The sequence below is a fragment of the Vibrio sp. YYF0003 genome, from assembly GCF_036350715.1.
Taxonomy (GTDB): domain Bacteria; phylum Pseudomonadota; class Gammaproteobacteria; order Enterobacterales; family Vibrionaceae; genus Vibrio; species Vibrio natriegens.
In genome coordinates, this window is sequence record NZ_JAZDWA010000006.1 from 174,593 (window position 1) to 194,999 (window position 20,407).

Annotated in this window: 16 protein-coding genes and 4 tRNA genes; 14 read left to right on the forward strand and 6 right to left on the reverse strand. The window is 45.3% G+C overall.

Going from position 1 to position 20,407, the window contains the following annotated elements; all coding sequences use genetic code 11:
• The first annotated feature begins 10 nt into the window (after positions 1-10).
• Both rnm and V1U08_RS17585 read left to right on the forward strand, forming a co-directional pair.
• Positions 11-880 carry an RNase RNM gene (gene rnm, locus V1U08_RS17580; RefSeq protein ID WP_243974136.1) on the forward strand — a complete coding sequence of 290 codons (870 nt, stop codon included), beginning with the start codon at positions 11-13 and terminating at the stop codon, positions 878-880.
• Positions 881-918: 38 nt separating this feature from the next.
• Positions 919-1,539 carry an L-threonylcarbamoyladenylate synthase gene (locus V1U08_RS17585; protein ID WP_014232403.1) on the forward strand — a complete coding sequence of 207 codons (621 nt, stop codon included), beginning with the start codon at positions 919-921 and terminating at the stop codon, positions 1,537-1,539.
• Positions 1,540-1,626: 87 nt separating this feature from the next.
• Here the strand turns inward: V1U08_RS17585 and V1U08_RS17590 are convergent, their stop codons facing one another.
• Positions 1,627-2,337 carry a calcium-binding protein gene (locus V1U08_RS17590; RefSeq protein ID WP_243974135.1) on the reverse strand — a complete coding sequence of 237 codons (711 nt, stop codon included), beginning with the start codon at positions 2,335-2,337 and terminating at the stop codon, positions 1,627-1,629.
• A 342-nt stretch (positions 2,338-2,679) separates the two neighbouring features.
• On the opposite strand from V1U08_RS17590, the gene rluB reads away from it, so the two are divergent.
• Complete coding sequence (gene rluB / locus V1U08_RS17595; protein WP_014232401.1) at positions 2,680-3,618, forward strand: 23S rRNA pseudouridine(2605) synthase RluB; 939 nt, start codon at positions 2,680-2,682, stop codon at positions 3,616-3,618.
• Between the two features lie 148 nt (positions 3,619-3,766).
• Here rluB and V1U08_RS17600 read toward each other — a convergent pair whose 3' ends face one another.
• Both V1U08_RS17600 and efpL read right to left on the reverse strand, forming a co-directional pair.
• Positions 3,767-4,087 (reverse strand): HI1450 family dsDNA-mimic protein, encoded by a 321-nt coding sequence (locus V1U08_RS17600; RefSeq protein ID WP_014232400.1) that lies wholly within the window; start codon positions 4,085-4,087, stop codon positions 3,767-3,769.
• 2 nt (positions 4,088-4,089) lie between these two features.
• On the reverse strand, positions 4,090-4,656 hold the full coding sequence (gene efpL, locus V1U08_RS17605; RefSeq protein ID WP_014232399.1) for an elongation factor P-like protein EfpL: 567 nt from the start codon (positions 4,654-4,656) through the stop codon (positions 4,090-4,092).
• Positions 4,657-4,848: 192 nt separating this feature from the next.
• Between efpL and V1U08_RS17610 the strand changes: the two genes are divergently transcribed.
• A complete protein-coding gene (locus V1U08_RS17610) occupies positions 4,849-5,616 on the forward strand; it encodes a nucleotidyltransferase domain-containing protein (RefSeq protein ID WP_330471116.1) in 768 nt (255 codons plus the stop codon).
• A gap of 13 nt (positions 5,617-5,629) precedes the next feature.
• On the opposite strand, the gene V1U08_RS17615 is transcribed toward V1U08_RS17610, so the two are convergent.
• Positions 5,630-7,993: a DNA polymerase II gene (locus V1U08_RS17615; protein ID WP_330471117.1), complete on the reverse strand. Its 2,364-nt coding sequence runs from the start codon at positions 7,991-7,993 to the stop codon at positions 5,630-5,632.
• A 513-nt stretch (positions 7,994-8,506) separates the two neighbouring features.
• Here V1U08_RS17615 and uvrY point away from each other — a divergent pair.
• The 10 genes from uvrY to nspC all read left to right on the forward strand — a co-directional run bounded on the left by uvrY (position 8,507) and on the right by nspC (position 18,550).
• A complete protein-coding gene (uvrY, locus tag V1U08_RS17620; protein ID WP_014232396.1) occupies positions 8,507-9,151 on the forward strand; it encodes a UvrY/SirA/GacA family response regulator transcription factor in 645 nt (214 codons plus the stop codon).
• 1 nt (position 9,152) lies between these two features.
• Positions 9,153-10,985 carry an excinuclease ABC subunit UvrC gene (gene uvrC, locus V1U08_RS17625; RefSeq protein WP_014232395.1) on the forward strand — a complete coding sequence of 611 codons (1,833 nt, stop codon included), beginning with the start codon at positions 9,153-9,155 and terminating at the stop codon, positions 10,983-10,985.
• A 46-nt stretch (positions 10,986-11,031) separates the two neighbouring features.
• Positions 11,032-11,589, forward strand: coding sequence for a CDP-diacylglycerol--glycerol-3-phosphate 3-phosphatidyltransferase (gene pgsA / locus V1U08_RS17630; RefSeq protein ID WP_014232394.1), 558 nt, complete (start codon positions 11,032-11,034; stop codon positions 11,587-11,589).
• Between the two features lie 404 nt (positions 11,590-11,993).
• Positions 11,994-12,067 (forward strand) — tRNA-Cys (locus V1U08_RS17635).
• Between the two features lie 38 nt (positions 12,068-12,105).
• A tRNA-Gly gene (locus V1U08_RS17640) sits at positions 12,106-12,181 on the forward strand.
• Between the two features lie 79 nt (positions 12,182-12,260).
• Positions 12,261-12,347, forward strand: a tRNA-Leu gene (locus V1U08_RS17645).
• A 6-nt stretch (positions 12,348-12,353) separates the two neighbouring features.
• A tRNA-Gly gene (locus V1U08_RS17650) sits at positions 12,354-12,429 on the forward strand.
• A gap of 723 nt (positions 12,430-13,152) precedes the next feature.
• The gene (locus V1U08_RS17655; protein ID WP_065302587.1) at positions 13,153-16,029 is read left to right on the forward strand and encodes a pyridoxal phosphate-dependent class III aminotransferase; all 2,877 of its coding nucleotides are present in this window, start codon (positions 13,153-13,155) and stop codon (positions 16,027-16,029) included.
• An 18-nt stretch (positions 16,030-16,047) separates the two neighbouring features.
• Entirely contained in the window at positions 16,048-17,301 is a 1,254-nt protein-coding gene (locus V1U08_RS17660; RefSeq protein ID WP_014232392.1) for a carboxynorspermidine synthase, read from the forward strand.
• Positions 17,302-17,416: 115 nt separating this feature from the next.
• On the forward strand, positions 17,417-18,550 hold the full coding sequence (gene nspC, locus V1U08_RS17665) for a carboxynorspermidine decarboxylase (protein ID WP_014232391.1): 1,134 nt from the start codon (positions 17,417-17,419) through the stop codon (positions 18,548-18,550).
• An 85-nt stretch (positions 18,551-18,635) separates the two neighbouring features.
• On the opposite strand, the gene V1U08_RS17670 is transcribed toward nspC, so the two are convergent.
• Positions 18,636-19,148 (reverse strand): glycine cleavage system protein R, encoded by a 513-nt coding sequence (locus V1U08_RS17670; RefSeq protein WP_020335558.1) that lies wholly within the window; start codon positions 19,146-19,148, stop codon positions 18,636-18,638.
• Positions 19,149-19,360: 212 nt separating this feature from the next.
• Positions 19,361-20,263, reverse strand: a complete 903-nt coding sequence (locus tag V1U08_RS17675; RefSeq protein ID WP_024372913.1) for a DUF3943 domain-containing protein — start codon at positions 20,261-20,263, stop codon at positions 19,361-19,363.
• Between the last annotated feature and the right edge of the window lie 144 nt (positions 20,264-20,407).

The following is a 20,407-nucleotide window of genomic DNA, read 5'->3' on the forward strand; positions in this document are numbered from 1 at the left end:
CGATAAAAATATGAGAATTGATTTACATAGCCATACCACAGCTTCTGATGGCCGACTGGAACCGAAAGATTTAGTGGATAGGGCACTGAGTTTTGATATCGAAGTTTTGGCGATTACAGACCATGATACCGTTGACGGTTTAGTGCCAGCGAAACAGTATGTAGAAGATAATCAGTTGCCGATCAAAATTATTAACGGCATCGAAATCTCAACCGTTTGGCAAAATAAAGATATCCATATCGTGGGTCTGAATATTGACCCTGATAATCCAGCATTGAAGACACTTATTGAACAACAAAAACAGCATCGAATCACTCGTTCAGAGCTGATCGCATCGCGTCTGCAAAAAGCAACTCGTGAAGGCGTTCTGGAAGAGGTACAGCAGATTGCAGGTGATGCGCCAATTACACGTGCCCATTTCGCGAAATGGTTGGTGGACAATGGCTTCGCTAAAAACATGCAAATGGTGTTCAAAAAGTTCCTTACGCGTAACAACCCTGGTTATGTGCCGCCGAATTGGTGTTCGATGAAAGATGCGATAGATGCTATTCACGCTGCTGGTGGCCACGCGGTGTTAGCTCATCCGGGTAGATATCAGTTGACAGCAAAGTGGATTAAGCGTCTTCTTGCGGCATTCGCGGAAGCAAATGGTGACGCGATGGAAGTCGCTCAGCCACAACAAGCACAACAAGAAAGACGCAATCTGGCGGATTATGCTATACAATACAAACTATTAGCGTCCCAAGGTAGCGACTTTCACTATCCGTCTCCTTGGATGGAGTTGGGTCGAAACCTCTGGTTGCCGTCAGGCGTAGAACCAGTTTGGAAAGATTGGGGCATTGACCCTTCGTTGGATCGCAACGAAGTCCACGCTCCATAAGGATATAGAGCCGAGAGGCTCGATAATGAGGAATTACAATGAGCCAGTTTTTTTACGTTCATCCAGAAAACCCACAGGCTCGCTTGATTAATCAAGCAGTAGCAATCATTCGTAACGGCGGTGTCGTGGTTTACCCAACCGATTCGGGTTACGCACTTGGCTGTCAACTGGAAAACAAACAGGCGTTAGAACGTATCTGTCAAATTCGTCGCTTGGACGATAAGCACAACTTCACGTTGTTATGTAGAGATTTATCCGAGATTTCGCTGTACGCACGCGTAGACAACGGCGCATTTCGATTACTGAAAAACAATACACCGGGGCCTTACACATTCATCTTCAAAGGTACAAAAGAAGTGCCTCGTCGTTTAATGAATGCAAAGCGTAAAACTATAGGTATCCGTGTTCCTGATAACCAAATCGCGCTTGATCTTTTGGAAGCATTGGGTGAGCCATTGATGTCTACGTCGTTGATTTTACCTAACAGTGACGTAGCTGAATCTGATCCAGAAGATATCCGTGACAAGTTAGAACATGCGGTTGACGTAATACTTAACGGCGGTTATTTGGGTGAACAACCGTCAACGGTTATCGACTTTAGTGAAGGTGACCCTGTCGTGGTTCGTCTTGGATCGGGTGACCCTGCGCCATTTGAATAAGTGTGGTGCTAGCTTGATGTGATAAAGGAGGCTGAGATGCCTCCTTTTTTGTATCTGGCGTATCGATTCGAAAACGAAGTACATTCTTTAAGCGAACTCGAAAAGATCGATGCCTTTGTGATCCGCATAATCGATGTAACTCGATGTGACGCCATTAAGTGTCACTTCAACATTGTACTCATCGCTGGAGAATACCGCCCAGCCACACTCATTGTATGAAAGGTCAAGATCTTCTGCTGAGTCAAGAAACGTATCGCGAATCCCATCCCCGTTAGTATCTCTTCCAAAGTCGAAAACCAACTTATCCGAGAAAATACTGAAATCCAGTACTTCTGCTCTCACTTCGATTTCATTAGAAGAAACAGGTTGATCAGGAACACCAATCGCCATTCTGTTGGTGAACACGAATGAATCTGCGCCAAAGCCACCACTTAATACGGACTCACCATCACCGATAACAATGGTGTCATTGCCCCAACCGCCACTAATAAAATTGTTGCCTGAATAATCGAAAATGATGTCGTCTCCGAATCCGCCGTACAGCGAGTCATTTCCTAAACCACCAGACAGATAATCATTACCGAAGCCACCAGAGATGAAGTCGTTTCCCCGCCCGCCGAACAAGCTGTCTTCACCCCAGCCACCGAAAACATAATCGTTCCCGTCGAATCCGACGAAATTATCTTTACCGCCAAAACCGAAGAAGATATCGGTTGTGTCTGTGCCTTTGGTACCAGTCATATTGTCATCGTCGCAGGTGCCAAATATCCAATTGAGAGTAAGCGCTGTGTTTGACATTTCATTGTCCTTTTTATCTGATTATCTTAGCGGGCAAGTCAGTAAGTTGTTGTTGTAACAACCGTGATAATTTTATCAGCTGAAGTTGGAACGCAGCGGGCGAGAGAGTTCTAAATTAGTACGGTTCTTCGCCAGAATATTGATGCCTAGTAGGAAAAAAGTGGTATATCGGAGTTCAATCAGGTTACAAGCAGAAGGCGGAGAATAGAGAGGATTTCTCTTACATTAAACCAGAAAGTTACGTATAATGACCGACTGAAAAAATCCCGTGAAGATGGGTAATTGCATAATACAGACCAATCCTGGTCTAGACGTCTGTGAAGACGACACATAGGTAGATAAATGAGCGAAAAGTTACAAAAAGTATTAGCACGTGCTGGTCACGGTTCTCGTCGTGAGATTGAATCGTTAATTAAATCTGGTCGCGTAAGCGTGAACGGTAATGTTGCTAAGCTTGGTGAAAGACTTGAAGATGAGAACAGCGTGGTTCGTATCGATGGTCACATTGTATCTGCGAAGATACAAGAAGAAGTGATCTGTCGTGTACTAGCGTACTACAAGCCTGAAGGTGAACTGTGTACTCGTCATGATCCGGAAGGTCGCCGTACTGTTTTTGATCGCCTGCCAAAGATTCGTGGCTCGCGTTGGATTTCGGTAGGTCGTCTGGACGCGAACACATCAGGTCTGTTGCTTTTCACTACGGATGGTGAATTGGCAAACCGCCTAATGCACCCAAGTCGCCAGGTTGAGCGTGAATATCTAGTACGTGTGTTCGGTGAAGTAACTGAACAAAAAGTTCGTAATCTAGTAAAAGGCGTAGAGCTGGAAGACGGTATGGCTCGCTTTGAAGACGTTGTTTACGCTGGTGGTGAAGGCATGAACCACACCTTCTATGTAGTAATCAACGAAGGTCGTAACCGAGAAGTCCGTCGTCTATGGGAATCTCAAGATTGTACGGTAAGCCGCCTGAAACGTGTTCGTTACGGTGATATCTTCCTGGACAAGAAACTGCCACGCGGCGGTTGGATGGAACTTGATCTGAAAGAAGTAAACTACCTGCGTGAGCTAGTAGAACTTCGTCCAGAGAAAGAAACCATGCTTGATCTGAACAAAGATAACACTTCACGTAAGCGTGAACGTGCACGTAGCCAAAAAATTCGTCGTGCAGTTAAGCGCCACGAAGAACGTGTAAATACGCCGAAAGGCCGCAGCAATAATCCTGCTCGTCGTAAGACAAAGAAAAGTGCGGGTGAGCAAGGCGTACGTAACAAACATCGTTAAGCGTTATTAAAAAATCAGAAAGGCTTGCCCATTGGCAAGCCTTTTTCTTATCTGAACATCGAGAGATGGAAGCTTCTCTGGTAGATAAGAAGTTAGATAAAAAAACACCAGCATAAAGCTGGTGTTTTTATTCATGATAGGGGAAGCGTTAGTCGCGCTTCCAAAGCATATGACAGAACTTATGGTCTGGGTCTCGGCTGATTAGCATACGAGCAAATACGTCATCAAGTACGTCATTTTCCTCGTTCACCAGGCCGATACGCACTTCTGCATACACTTCTTTGTCGATCTCGAAGCCTACATGTTCAACCCAGTCTTCACCGGTTTCGACAAGTTCTGCGGCACCACGATCTTCAAACTGTGCAGTAAACAGAATGACATCAGCTGGCTCAAGGTTATCTGGAGCCATTTCAAGAAAAATGTCGTACGCAGCGTCGATAACGTCGTCGTAAGAAATCAAATCAGACATGCTTATGCTCGGCTCATGTATTTGCGTTCTGCAGTGTTAATCACCACTCGGTCACCCGTTGCGATGTATTCTGGAACTTGAACAGTAAGACCAGAAGCAAAGCGGGCAGGTTTAGTACGTGCAGAAGCTGACGCACCTTTGATTGAAGGGTCAGTTTCTTCAATCACTAGCTCAACAGAAGATGGCAGTTCAAGGCCAACCGCTGAACCGTCTACCAAGATAACGTGAATACCTTGTGTGTCTTCGTTAATGAATAGCATCTCATCAGCTACGTCACTTTCTTTAAATGTGTATTGTGAGTAGTCTTCGTTATCCATGAAGATGTGTTCATCGCCATCTGCGTATGAGTACACAACGGCACGCTTGTTCATTTCTACCGTTTCAACAACATCATCAGACTTGTAACGCTCGTCTACACGTGCACCTGTTGTTAGATCTGTACAACGCATCTTGTAGATTTTCGCGCCGCCACGACCGCCTGGAGTCGTCACTTCGATGTCTTTAACTAGAAGAGTTTTACCATTAGACTCGATTGCGAAGCCTTTCTTGATTTCACTTGCCTTTGGCATTGTATTTTCCTATTGATACTTATTACGCAAAACTTGATGATTATAGCGTTAAGTTGTCTTGCTGGCATCAAAATTCATCGCTGAAATTGGCTTCATCTCTCATGAATAAACGCGTTATTAAGCTTGATCCAAATTCAGTGCTGGTAGATCATAATGTTCTTGAATCTTAAGCTTTAGATCGCGTTACTTTCAATGTCTCTTCCTGTTATCGACTCAAAACAACCTTTTCAAACCGAATTCGAACCTCTGATCAGAGAAGTTCTTACGTGCCTTAAAAGTGGGCTAGGGCAAAACTTACATAGTGTGTATGTCTATGGCAGTGTTGCGCGTAAAACGGCGGTGGCTGGTAAGTCGAACCTCGATTTAGTGGTTGTAACTAAAGTGGCATTTGAGTCTAACCGAGCCACGTTATTGAACACGATCAAGTGGCGTGCACAGCAAGGCTACCCGCAAGTAAACGGCGTTTTAGTCCGAACCGCACTGGTTAGTGATGTGGCGAACCTCGACAGTATTTTCACCTGGGGCTTTATGCTTAAACATTGCTGTGTCTGTATTTATGGTGATGATTTAGCGGACTGCTTTGGCGATTATGTTCCAAGCTGGGAGATTGCTAAACATTGGAACATGGATGTGGAAGAGTGGCTCTCTGTCTATCGTGCGAAAATTGCGCAGGCAAAAAGTATTGAAGAGCAAATTCAAGCTCAATCGGTAATAGCCAAAAAGTTGTTGCGGGCGTCGTATTCTCTGATTATGTACCGCGATAAACGCTGGTTTGACGAGCCTGTGGAGTGTGGTCAGGTATTTTTGACCTACCATCCAGAAATGCACTTGGAGATCGAACGTCTGGGTATATTGCTTGCGGGACGGGCTATCCCAAAACGCTCGGTGATAGGGCTTTTAGATAGTTTTGGCAACTGGCTGGTCAAGCAGTATCAAAAAACAGAGTTTCGCATCGGTTAGCTAAAGCCGGTTGTTAAAACAAGCCCATCTGCGGCGCGGACAGCGTTTCAAAATCAGTGCCGATAAAAGGTAGAATGGCATCAGCGACGGGCTTCAACTGCTTATCGATATAGTGTTGATAGTCAATTAAGCTACTGCGGTATTCATGTGGCTCTGGCCCATTAACGGTAATCACATACTCAATTCGACCTCGGTTTTGGTACTGTAATGGTCGACCAAGCTTGGCATTGATTTCGTCTGCCATTCGAGCGGCACGCACTTGGGGCGGAATGTTCTTTTGGTATTCGTGCAGTTTACGGCGCAGTCGCTTCTGATAAATCAATTGGTCATCGAATTCGCCGTTATTGGTTTTCTCAACCACTTCGCGCACATAGTCACTTGGATCTTCACCATGGAAGATCATGCCATAAAGTGTGTTTTGGAATCTTTGCGCCAGCGGTGTCCAGTCTGTGCGTGCGCTTTCTAGTCCTTTGAAAATAATCCGCTCGTTTGCACCTTCACCAATTAATCCTGCGTACCGCTTCTTTGAGCCAGTTTCCGCCCCGCGGATGGTAGGCATCAAAAATTTACGATAGTGGGTCTCGTATTCGATTTCTAGCATTGAAGTGAGATTGTATTCAGAACGAAGATGCTCCTGCCACCAGTTGTTAATGTGGTCGACTAATTGATTGCCGACTTTATCGGCCTCTGCCTGACTGTAGGTGCGGTTTAATGACACAAAGGTGGAGTCCGTATCCCCATAAATGACCTGATAACCTTGTTCTTCAATCAGCACTTTGGTCTGCTTCATGATCTCGTGTCCGCGCATGGTGATACTGGATGCCAGTCGGGTATCAAAAAATCGGCAACCGGAGGAGCCTAATACGCCATAAAATGAGTTCATGATGATCTTAATCGCCTGAGAAAAGGCTTTTTCATTGTTCTTTTTGGCAACGTCACGTGCTGCCCAGAGCTTTTCAATCATCTCGGGCAAAAAGTGTTTTGTGCGATGGAATTGGCCACCACGAAATCCGGGTACCGCTTGATTGTCTTGTTTGCCGATCTCAAGTTGTAGCCCTTCAACAAGCCCCATCGGATCTATCAAGAAGGAACGAATGATGGACGGGTACAGGCTTTTAAAATCCAGCACTAAAACGGAGTCGTAAAGGTTCGGAATTGAATCCATTACGTATCCGCCGGGACTGGCTATCCAGTTTTCTGGGTGTAAATTTGGCGCTACATAACCCGCGCGGTGAATTTGCGGCAGATAGAGATTAGTAAATGCAGCGACCGAGCCACCGACTCGATCCAGCTCTACGCCTGTTAATCGTGATCGTTCAATCGCGAAAGCGAGCAGGTGAGTGTGATCGAAGATCTTATTTACCAGCACACAATCCTGAAGATTATACTTTGCTAACGAAGGCTTATCAGAGCGATACATGCGATTGATCTCATCCATACGATCATGCACGTTGTGGATCTCTTTGCCTTCACCGAGTAATTCCTGAGAAACGGATTCCAGAGACCAGGAGCGAAAGTGGTATGCCGCGGTTTTTAGCGTGTCGATACCGTCCATCACCACGCGGCCGGGAATAGAAATGAACCCCTGTTGGCTTTGTGAGGAACTGCGGAAGAAACTCGCTTGATCCGCTCTGCCTAACTTGAGCTTCATGTTGTGCCATTCCGCTCTTTTGTGTAGTAAGCGGAAATCGAAGTCAATGACATTCCAGCCGACCACCACATCAGGGTCAAACTGCTTAAACCAAGCGACTAAAGCATCCAGTAAGGCTTTCTCGTTTTGTACCCACTCGATTGGGGTATCTGCAGGTTCAGGATCGCCTATCATAATGACGCGCGAGTCCATTGGACTGTCCAGACCAATAGAGTAGAGAATGCCTTTTTCCGAACACTCGATATCTAAAGAGACAACTTGCAGCTTCGGCTCATAGTCGCCAGAACGGCATTTTGCATGTTGAATGCGTTGGTATCTGTTGTAAGTTTGCTGGTTACCTGTAAATTCGATGCCACCTCTGATGAAGCGCTCCATCAAATAGCGGTCAGCAAGCCGAATGTCGCCTTCGTACGTGATAATGTCGTGATGTGTAAAGTGACCTTGTAACGACATGGCGTCTCGAGTAAGTCGTGTATAACAAGCCACAAGAGGGGTAAGCTCGAACGTTTTAATCTCTAACAAACGAAATTCGACGTGAATTTTGTTTGATTGGGCGAGCTCTCTCGCTTGCTCTAAGTCAGATTGAGCAATAAAGAACACTGGCTTTTCGCCATGAATCAGCAACTGAGTTGGTCCAGCTTCGGTTGATACCCATAGCTCTATCTGAGTCTGACCTTGGATATCTCGCGCCTGACGAGTGAGTAGGAAGCCTTGCTGGATGTTCAAGTGAGAAAAACCTTATCGATAATTTAAGCCGGATATTCTAGCACTAAGAGATAAGAAGGAAACGCGTAGTGATGGCTGTTGCTGGTTTTGTCGCCGAATCAGTTCAGGCATCGAGTCTGTATGCTAAAAATGTTCTGTTGCTAAGAATAGCGGTGAATTCAAACGATGACATTCCTGCATGATGGCACTTCGGCTCTGACCTGAGAGCATGGTATCTCGTTTATAGATTGACCATTTGGCCCTGATATTGAGTTGCGTTGGGCAATATAAAATCTAGTTGCTTGATTTATTACGATTAATGTTGTTAATTATCTTCAATTATATTTCGGTTCTGCGCAGTACGCTCTGAAATAACAGAGTGGTTTATGAATAAGTTCTTGCTAAAGTTTGCGTTTGAGCACATATTCATAGAAAGCAATTTTTCGTCAAATACGTTAGTATTAGGCGTCATACTGATATCCACATAGAACATCATGTGGGTGCAGAACCAATAGAAAGTGTGGAGATACAAGTTTGATAAATGTTTTCCTTGTAGATGATCACGAGCTGGTTCGCACAGGGATACGACGTATTATTGAAGACGTCCGTGGAATGAACGTAGCAGGAGAAGCTGACAGCGGTGAAGAGGCAGTAAAATGGTGTCGCAGTAATCATGCTGACGTCGTTTTAATGGACATGAACATGCCAGGAATCGGTGGCTTAGAAGCGACTAAAAAGATTCTTCGCGTGAATCCTGATGTAAAAATCATCGTACTTACCGTTCATACAGAAAATCCGTTTCCAACCAAAGTAATGCAGGCGGGTGCTTCTGGTTATTTAACCAAAGGTGCAGGCCCAGACGAGATGGTTAACGCGATTCGTGTGGTAAATAGTGGGCAGCGTTACATCTCTCCAGAGATCGCGCAGCAGATGGCATTGAGTCAATTCTCACCTGCCTCTGAAAACCCGTTTAAAGATTTATCTGAACGTGAATTGCAAATCATGTTGATGATTACTAAGGGTCAGAAAGTCACGGATATTTCTGAACAACTTAACTTGAGTCCAAAAACAGTTAACAGTTACCGCTATAGACTGTTTAGCAAATTGGACATTAATGGCGACGTTGAGTTAACACACTTAGCGATTCGTCACGGAATGCTGGACACTGAGACGCTTTAGTGTGAATCCTCCTTTTGATTCGGCTTCCTTTCTCAAGACAGTAACTCATCAGCCCGGCGTGTACAGAATGTACAACGCCGAGGCTGTTGTTATTTACGTCGGAAAAGCCAAAGACCTCCAAAAGCGCCTTTCGAGTTACTTTCGTAAAAAAGTCGACAGTGAAAAGACACGCGCACTCGTTCGCAATATTGCCAAAATCGACGTTACGGTCACTCATACCGAGACCGAAGCGCTGATCCTTGAACACAATTACATCAAGCAGTATTTACCGAAATACAACGTACTGTTGCGTGATGATAAATCCTATCCTTACATCTTTATCAGCGGACATAAACATCCGCGCTTATCGATGCATCGAGGTGCTAAAAAGCGCAAAGGCGAGTACTTTGGCCCGTATCCGGACTCCGGTGCAGTGCGCGAAACGTTACATCTACTGCAAAAGATATTTCCCGTTCGCCAGTGCGAAGATACTGTCTATTCAAACCGTACTCGTCCATGTCTGATGTATCAAATTGGGCGTTGCGCAGGGCCGTGTGTCAGCTCAATCATTTCAGACGACGAATATGCGGAGCTGGTGGGTTTTGTTCGCCTATTCTTGCAAGGCAAAGACCAGCAAGTACTTAAGATGCTAATTGAGAAAATGGAGCATGCTAGCCAGCAGCTACGCTTTGAAGATGCGGCAAAGTTTCGTGATCAGATTCAGGCAATCCGCCGTGTTCAGGAACAACAGTACGTTTCCGAAGACAGTATGGACGATATGGATGTACTTGGCTTTGCTCAGGAAAGCGGAATAGCGTGTATCCATATTCTGATGATTCGTCAGGGGAAGGTTTTGGGTAGTCGAAGCCACTTCCCTAAAATACCGCAAAATACCAGTCAGCAAGAAGTGTTTGATAGCTTCTTAACTCAGTATTATTTGAGTCACAACGAAGCGCGTACCATTCCCGCCCGGATTATTCTCAATCAGGAGCTGGCAGAGGATATTGAGCCGATTCAAAAAGCACTCTCCGAAGTCGCGGGACGTAAGGTTCGTTTTCATACATCACCCACTGGTGTCAGAGGGCGCTACCTCAAACTGTCGAATACCAATGCACTAACGGCAATTACCACTAAAATTAATCATAAGATGACCATCAATCAGCGCTTTCACGCCCTACGTGAAGTGCTGGATATGGAGTCGATAACGCGCATGGAATGTTTTGATATCTCTCATACGATGGGAGAGAGCACAATCGCGTCGTGTGTGGTTTTCAATAATGAAGGTCCGGTTAAACAAGAATATCGCCGTTACAACATTACGGGTATTACTGGTGGTGATGATTATGCCGCGATGGGGCAGGTATTGGATCGCCGATATTCAAAGCAACTGGATGTGGAGAAGATCCCAGACATCATTTTCATCGATGGTGGTAAAGGTCAGCTAAACCGTGCCCATGAAATCATTTCACAACACTGGGGAGATTGGCCAAAACGACCAATTTTGATCGGTATTGCGAAAGGAGTAACGCGTAAACCCGGGCTGGAAACGTTAATCACGGTAGATGGCCATGAGTTTAATCTGCCAAGTGACGCCCCGGCGCTTCACCTTATTCAGCATATTCGAGACGAAAGCCATAATCATGCGATTGCAGGACATCGGGCTAAACGCGGCAAAACACGACGCACGAGTGCGCTAGAAGGGATAGAAGGTGTTGGACCGAAGCGACGCCAGGCTTTGCTGAAATACATGGGCGGATTACAGGAACTTAAACGTGCAAGTGTCGAAGAAATCGCCAAAGTACCGGGGATTAGTCACTCTTTAGCAGAAATTATTTTCCAAGCATTGAAACAATAAGGAAAATCCCGCAACATTAGCACGCAATGTGTAAGAGAATAATAAAATGCGATTGAATATCCCGAACATTCTGTCTCTTCTTAGACTGTTCTTAATTCCAGTTTTTGTGGTTGTTTTTTATCTGCCTTATTCATGGGCGCCTTTTGCTTCGGCAATGGTGTTTTGGGTAGCAGGCTTTACCGATTGGCTAGATGGTATGTTGGCTCGTAAGCTTGGCCAAACATCTCGTTTTGGCGCGTTTATCGATCCGGTAGCTGATAAAGTGCTGGTTGCGACGGCGTTGATTTTGATTACAGAACACTACCACACCATATGGGTGACAATTCCCGCTGTTACCATGATTGCTCGTGAGATCATCATTTCTGCCCTACGAGAGTGGATGGCTGAAATTGGTAAACGTGCCAGTGTCGCGGTTTCTTGGGTCGGTAAAGTTAAAACTCTCGCACAGATGTTTGCGTTGTGGGTGTTGATTTGGCGTTATGATGAATGGATGGTTTGGGTTGGCTTTGCGGCGCTTTACATCGCTACCGTCCTGACGTATTGGTCTATGATCCAATATCTCGCAGCAGCAAAAGACGATTTGCTCGATGAGAAGCATCATTAATAAAAAGTATTTATACTGAGCAGGCACCCAATGCCTGCTTTTTTGTGCCCGTTAGAAATTAATAGCTATTGGCGTACAAAAAATAAATGTGACTTAGATCCTGTTTTTCTTAGTGTTGCTTATCCGATACAACGAATAACCTGATTATGAACGGTTGATGTGAGCTGATTCTCTGGTATCTCTGGTAGGGGAGTAGCCAAAGTTTCATGATAAACAAGTGTATTTGAGCAAGTTTTTGTATTAAAACTAATCAATCTAACGTCTTTCGCACAAATTCTAGTCAAACGATTTAAAAAAATAAAAATAGTGTTGACTCGATCGCTCGAATCCGTAGAATGCATCCCGTACCCAAGAGAGCACAGCTCAAAAGGGTGGTTAGAAAAGATTATCTTTTCTTGCAATGAGGCGCCTTGGCAGAGTGGCTATGCAGCGGATTGCAAATCCGTGGACCTCGGTTCGACTCCGGGAGGCGCCTCCATTATTCTTTTGAGAGCGAAATGGCTTTCGAGAATAAATGCGACACTAGCTCAGTTGGTAGAGCGCAACCTTGCCAAGGTTGAGGTCACGAGTTCGAACCTCGTGTGTCGCTCCAAAAATTTAAAGATATGGCGTTAAGCGGTATCAGATGGTGTTTTACTTTTCTGTAAAGGCATCACAAAGTATATTTGTGTGCCCTGGTGGTGGAATTGGTAGACACAAGGGATTTAAAATCCCTCGGCGTTCGCGCTGTGCCGGTTCAAGTCCGGCCCGGGGCACCATCTCATGCGACACTAGCTCAGTTGGTAGAGCGCAACCTTGCCAAGGTTGAGGTCACGAGTTCGAACCTCGTGTGTCGCTCCAAAATACGAAAACCCAGCATTATTATGCTGGGTTTTTTCGTTTCTCTCCCTAGAAAATAGCAGTTTCTAGGAACTCTCACATATTTCGCTTCCCAGCCGTACTTTCTGATCACATCGTTCAGTGTTATTCACGGTCTAATTTATTCGTATTTTCAGCTTGTTATGCGTATCTGTTGTGCGTCGCGATTACCTTATATAGGCTAAGGTTACAAGTTCTGCCGCCATTGGAAAAATACAATTGCGTCCGAGATCAATAAATCAATGATGAAAAATCATTGCCATGAGATTTTATTTTGTGATAAATTCGCGCGCAATCTCGGAGCGTAATTTACGCCTTTGGTTCTCTGGGGGATACGCGTAGTGAACATTCAAGCTGATTGTGACACTACGTAGGGTAGGTATCGGCAAAGCCTTTTGTTGATAGACGGGATACTAATGCTGTAAGTGCAGCATATTAATGGGAAACCCAACATTGCAACCTTTGAATAAACACACACTAATCAGCTTCATACTGCCGAAATGTCCTGTTTTACAAAACGGGTGCATTACGGAACCTTGATTACGTCCCAGCGCATATAGAAGTCACGAATGTCGTGACAGGATTATCTGTGTTTGTCATCTCAGCCATGACAAATGCGGAGGTTTACTTATTTCTCCTGTAACTTTTTTCTAATGATAATTAAAACAGGATGAAGAACTAATATAATTCAAGGGATTACCTAGTATGACCACTGCCTTTGAAGTCGATAACAATATCGCAAACATTTTTTCATCACAGGTTCCAGTTGTTGAGGGAACGTACGACTTAACTCCAGACCAAGTGTTACTTGATCAGGCTGAGCACGAATCAGCGGTTCGCTCTTATCCTCGTCGCTTGCCGATTGCTATTAAACAGGCTTATGGCTGTTTAGTAGAAGATACTCGAGGTCAAATCTTTTTGGATTGCCTTGCGGGTGCGGGTACTTTGGCACTGGGTTATAACCACCCAGAAATCAATCAAGCATTGAAAGATCAGCTAGATTCTGGCCTGCCTTATCAGACGCTTGATATTGCTACCTCGGCGAAAACGCATTTCATTCAGTCTGTGAAGTCTTTTCTTCCTCAAGAGCTGGGTGATAATTGTGTGATTCAGTTCTGTGGACCATCTGGTGCCGATGCAGTTGAAGCGGCGATCAAACTGGCGAAACAGACGACTGGCCGTAACACTATGTTCGCATTCCGTGGTGCTTACCATGGTATGACTAACGGTACGATGGGCATGATGGGTAACTTAGGTACTAAGGCTCGTCGTACAGGTCTGATGTCAGACGTACATTTTATGCCTTTCCCATACAACTTACGTTGCCCGTTTGGACTTGGTGGCGATGAAGGTGCGAAAGCGAGTATTCGTTACATCGAGCGTCTTCTAAATGATGACGAAGCAGGCATTATGAAGCCGGCGGCAATCATCGTTGAACCAGTACAAGGTGAGGGTGGTGTTATCCCTGCACCAGCATTCTGGCTGCGTGAGCTTCGCCGTATCTGTGATGAACACGGCATTCTGTTGATCTTCGACGAAATTCAATGTGGTGTTGGTAAATCTGGCTACAACTTTGCTTTCGAAGAAGCCGGAATCGTTCCAGACGTGTTGTGTTTGTCGAAAGCGATCGGTGGTGGTATGCCGATGTCGCTTCTTGTTATCAACAAGCAGCACGATACCTGGAATCCGGGCGAGCACACGGGTACGTTCCGTGGTAACCAGCTTGCAATGGTTAGTGGTGCGAAAGCGCTAGAAATTATTCAACGTGACAACCTTGTCGAGCATGCAAACATTGCTGGCCAATACCTTCGTTTTGGTCTGGAAGGCATTCAGAAGCGCGTTAACTGTATCGCAGAAGTTCGCGGCAAAGGTTTGATGCTGGGCGTTGAAATTAAGAACCCTAATGGCGAATTGAACAAGTTCGGTGAGCCTGTGGCTGATGGTCAGCTGACGCTTGCGATTCAACGTGCGGCGCTAGAGCGTGGCTTGATGGTAGAGAAGGGTGGCCGTGAAGGCTCTGTAATTCGTTTCCTTCCACCACTGATCATTTCATTTGAGCAAATCGACTTTGCTCTGCGTGTGCTTGAAGAAGCCATCATTGCTGCTGGCGGTAGCCATGTTGAAGCTTCACCACAGGAAGAGTGGAAAAAGCACTTCGTTCACACTGGTGAATTAGGTAGCACTGAGTTTGCATCAGTGATGAACCACACGACTGCAGCTATGAAGTCTGTATTCGAACAAGTAAGTGCACCATATTCAGGTATGGACCCTAAAGCGTTAGAAGAAGCGATCAATGCTGTCGACCTAGACAACAAAAATGCGCCTCTTAAATCAGTGATTGACGACGCTGCAGAGCTTGTTGCAAAGAATGCGATCTTTACACAGCACCCTGATTGTATTGCGCATTTACACACGCCACCGCTCATGCCTGCGATTGCGGCTGAAGCGATGATTGCAGCTCTGAACCAGTCTATGGACTCTTGGGATCAAGCGTCTTCTGCGACTTACGTTGAGCAAAAAGTGGTGAACTGGCTTTGCGACAAATACGAGCTAGGCGAGCAAGCTGACGGTATTTTCACTAGCGGCGGCACTCAAAGTAACCAAATGGGCTTGATGCTGGCGCGAGACTGGATCGCAGACAAACTAAGCGGTCACTCTATTCAGAAGCTAGGTCTTCCTGAGTACGCCGACAAACTGAGAATTGTGTGTTCGAAGAAATCACACTTCACGGTTCAAAAATCAGCGTCTTGGATGGGACTTGGCGAAAAAGCAGTCATGACTGTTGATGCTAATCCAGACGGCACGATGGATGTGAACAAACTGGATGAGGTGCTGACTCAGGCAAAAGCGGAAGGTTTAATCCCATTTGCGATCGTTGGTACAGCTGGTACAACCGATCACGGCGCGATTGATGATCTAGACTTCATTGCAGACATGGCTGAAAAACATGAACTGTGGATGCATGTCGACGGCGCATACGGCGGTGCTTTGATTCTTAGCAGCCAAAAAGCTCGCCTAAAAGGTGTTGAGCGTGCGCAGTCTATCAGCGTTGACTTCCACAAGTTGTTCTACCAAACAATCAGCTGTGGTGCGCTTCTTGTTAATGACAAGTCAAACTTCAAGTTCCTGCTTCATCATGCAGATTACTTGAACCGCGAACACGACGAACTACCAAACTTGGTAGATAAGTCTATCGCAACAACTAAGCGTTTTGATGCTTTAAAAGTGTTTATGACAATGCAAAGCGTAGGGCCAAAAGCTCTAGGCGACATGTACGACCATTTGCTTGATCAAACGCTAGAAGTAGCAGATATGATCCGCGATAACGACAACTTTGAGTTGTTGGCGGAACCATCACTATCTACGGTTCTGTTCCGTGCGACACATGAATCCGCAGATCTTGATGAACTAAATAAAGCGTTGCGTTTAGAGGCGCTGACTCGCGGAACCGCAGTACTGGGTGAAACCATTGTTGACGGTAAAACCGCACTTAAATTTACGATTTTGAACCCGTGTCTAACGACGGCGGACTTTGAATCTTTGCTCTCAAAAATCCATATGCTAGCAGTTGAGCTAGTTTAACAAAGGTAACGGAAAACTATGGCAATTCTACAGATTGGTGCAGGCGGCGTTGGCTGGGTAGTTGCACACAAAGCAGCACAAAACAACGACGTTCTGGGTGATATCACAATCGCATCACGTACCGTAGGTAAGTGTGAGAAAATCATCGAATCTATTCAGAAGAAAAATAACCTGAAAGATTCAACTAAGAAATTAGAAGCTAGAGCAGTTAATGCTGACGACGTAGATTCTCTTGTTGCTCTTATTAAAGAAGTTAAGCCTGATCTTGTTATCAACGCTGGTCCTCCATGGGTAAACATGCCAATCATGGAAGCATGTTACCAAGCGAAAGTGTCATACCTGGATACATCAGTAGCAGTTGACCTGTGTTCTGAAGGTCAGCAAGTACCTCAGGCTTATGATTGGCAGTGGGGTTACCGTGAGAAGTTCGAAGAAGCGGGCATCACAGGTATCCTAGGTGCTGGTTTCGATCCAGGCGTAGTATCGGTATTTGCAGCGTACGCAGTTAAGCATCTGTTCGATGAAATCGATACTATCGACGTAATGGACGTAAACGCTGGTGACCACGGTAAGAAGTTTGCGACAAACTTCGACCCAGAAACCAACATGCTAGAGATCCAAGGCGACTCTTTCTACTGGGAAAATGGCGAGTGGAAACAAGTGCCTTGTCACTCTCGTATGCTTGAGTTTGAATTCCCTAACTGTGGTTCACACAAAGTGTACTCAATGGCGCACGATGAAGTTCGTTCAATGAAGGAATTCATCCCTGCAAAACGCATTGAATTCTGGATGGGTTTCGGTGACCGTTACCTAAACTACTTCAATGTAATGCGTGATATCGGCCTATTGAGCCCAGACCCACTAACGCTGCACGATGGTACAGTAGTACAGCCTCTGCACGTATTGAAAGCGCTACTACCAGATCCAACTTCTCTTGCACCAGGCTACACCGGTCTAACTTGTATCGGTACTTGGGTTCAAGGTAAGAAAGACGGTAAAGAGCGCAGTGTCTTCATCTACAACAATGCTGACCACGAAGTGGCATACGAAGACGTAGAGCACCAGGCGATCTCTTACACCACAGGTGTTCCAGCGATCACAGCGGCACTGCAATTCTTCCGTGGCGAGTGGGCGGATAAAGGTGTGTTCAATATGGAACAGCTAAACCCAGATCCGTTCCTGGAAACCATGCCTTCTATCGGTCTGGATTGGCATGTTCAAGAGCTTGAAGCAGGTCAGGGACTTCCAGTTATCCACGAACTTAAAAAGTAACTATTTAAGCTCGTAGCAAACCTGGAATTAACTTAAATCTAAGCCGATGCGAATGCGTCGGCTTTGTTCGATTTTATAGTGCCTTCGTTTAGGCGAGGGGACTCAAGGTATTACAATGCAACACAACGAACTAAAAACCCCGTACTTCATGATCAATGAAGACAAGCTGGTAGAAAACCTAGAGAAAGCGAAACAGCTGAAAGAAATCTCAGGTGTGAAGCTGGTTCTTGCACTGAAGTGTTTCTCAACTTGGGGTGTTTTCGACATCATCAAGCCTTACTTAGACGGAACAACAAGTTCTGGCCCGTTTGAAGTGAAGCTTGGTCATGAAACGTTTGGTGGTGAAACGCACGCTTACAGTGTGGGTTACAGTGAAGACGACGTACGTGAGGTTGCTGACATCTGTGACAAGATGATCTTTAACTCTCAATCTCAGCTTGCTGCTTACCGTCATATCGTTGAAGGTAAAGCGTCAATTGGTCTGCGCTTGAATCCAGGCGTGAGCTATGCAGGTCAAGACTTAGCGAACCCTGCACGTCAATTCTCTCGCCTTGGTGTACAAGCGGATCACATCAATTCAGAAGTATTTGACGGTATTGATGGCGTGATGTTCCACATGAACTGTGAGAACAAAGACGTAGATGCGTTTATTGGGTTACTGGATGCGATTTCAGAACAGTTTGGTGAGTACCTAAACAAGCTTGACTGGGTAAGCATGGGCGGTGGTGTATTCTTCACGTGGCCTGGTTACGATATTGAAAAGCTTGGTCTTGCGCTGAAAGCCTTCTCTGAGAAACACGGCGTACAAATGTACTTAGAGCCTGGTGAAGCGATCATTACTAAGACCACGGATCTGGTTGTGACTGTGGTTGATATCGTAGAGAACGTTAAGAAAACTGCGATTGTTGACTCTGCAACTGAGGCACACCGTTTAGATACGCTGATTTACAACGAGCCAGCATCGATTCTAGAAGCGTCTGAGAATGGCGAGCACGAATACGTGATCGGTTCATGCTCATGCCTAGCGGGTGACCAATTCTGTGTGGCGAATTTTGAACAGCCGCTAGAAATTGGCCAACGTCTACACATTTTAGATAGTGCAGGCTACACCATGGTGAAACTAAACTGGTTTAACGGTTTGCGTATGCCTTCTGTTTACTGTGAGCGTTCAAACGGCGAGATTCAAAAGCTGAACGAGTTTGATTATTCAGATTTTAAACGTTCACTATCTCAATGGTCAGTGAAATAAGCGTTCTGGCTTTCTGTACTATATCAATGCAAAAGAGCAGCTGAGGCTGCTCTTTTTTATAAGAGGCGGGGCAGGTCAATAGACCCTAGTCTTCTATGATAACTCGAGTATCCTCACTCAGCGCTTCTAGCTCATTCGCTACATCTTCAATTTCCATTTCGCTTGGCAGTTTAATCGCGATTTTTGCACTGAACAGGCTTGAGCTGACGCCGCCACCTCCAGCAATAAAGACACGTTGACAGTCCATATCTAAAATCGAGATGCCTTGATCATCAAGAATATGGGTTATCTCATTTACGATGCCAGCTCTGTCGTTGGCGTCGAGTCTGAGCTGGAAGATCGTGTCAGCACTATGCGAGTAAGGTTCGGAATCGACGAATTTAACCACTAATGTCTGACATGCGGAAAATGCGTCTTTAACGATATCGGCTTTTTCTTTTGGTAATTCAATTTTAATCACCCCCGCCACTTGGTCTTCAATAAAGTTAACTTTACTGATTAACCATTTACCTCCATTTTCATGAGTGATGGCAGCAAGTTCCTTGATGGTCGCAGGTGATGCTTGACCAGCAAAATTAACGATAAACACAGTGTTCATATGGTCCCCTCCTGGAAAAAGGTTTGGACGCGGCACGGGATTACGTAGCGCTTAAGTTATTGGAATAAATCCTTTTATTCAGTGTAGGTGTTAGGTGGGGGATATGTTTGATGAAGGTCAATTTTTTGGGCTAATTCTTGACGCGAATATTTAAAACTGTGTTTGAACCACAAAAAAGCAGCCAGTCGGCTGCTTTATTGGTTTACGTCAGATTAGAACGTGACTTTTAATTCCATACCATAGAACTGGCTGTCGTAACTGGCACCTGCGTTCATCGCAAACTTGGCTACATCCTGATTACCAAACCAAGGGGATGAACTAAATTGAAGTTCGGCACTGCCACCCCATGCGTCGGTGACCCAGTAGTGGACATGACCAACTGGGTTTAGGAAGAAAAGTGATATATCACCCACCGTTTCTGAACCCAATACTTCACCACCATTTGCCAGGATATCTTGCTCAGCGGTTACCATCATCTCACCAACGACAGCACCAAAAAACGGCGTAATGAAAAGGTCTTGCCAAGAAGGCACTTCAGCAAAAGCTTCCACACCATACTCCCAGAAGAACGCTGACATCGTAGCGGAATACAAGAACGATTCAAATTCGTTATAACCAGAGTGGCGGGCCGCGGTATAGTAAACACCACCAAAATAAGGGTGCATAATATAGTTGAGAACATGCTCATCTCGGTCCCAAACCGGACCATCAGAGACATTGTCTTTCCATTTCTGACCCAGCTTACTCATATCACGGTCTTCTTCATCCCACTTAGTGATACTTTCTGGAAGGAAGGTCATCAAACCGACAGTCGCAACACTCAAGCCAAGAATGGTGTACGTTTGGCCCATGAGGTAATCCCAGTCTTTATCTTGAGGAACGATAAGATGTTTGGGTTGAAGACCAGCGTCAAGATTTAAAGAATCATCATTATCCTGTTCAAAAGCCAGACTGCGGTTTTGAGCTTCAAAGGTGTATAGATTGGTCGTTGCGCAGTAGCCGGACAGGCAATCAGGGGCGTACGAAAACTCCGAATGTCTGGCCATATCGTATTGGCTTGCATTTGCAACGGTTGTTGTTACAAAGCCGAGTCCTGCTAGAGTCTTCTTGAATATGGATGATTTTGACACAAAGGTCTCCGAGTAATTGATTTGATGATCTAACTCAAATTATCCCTTAAATAAAAAACCATTTAAATACTTGATGTTAATTTATATCAAAATGATTTCATTACACTAGCTTGCACCTTGAGGTGATCG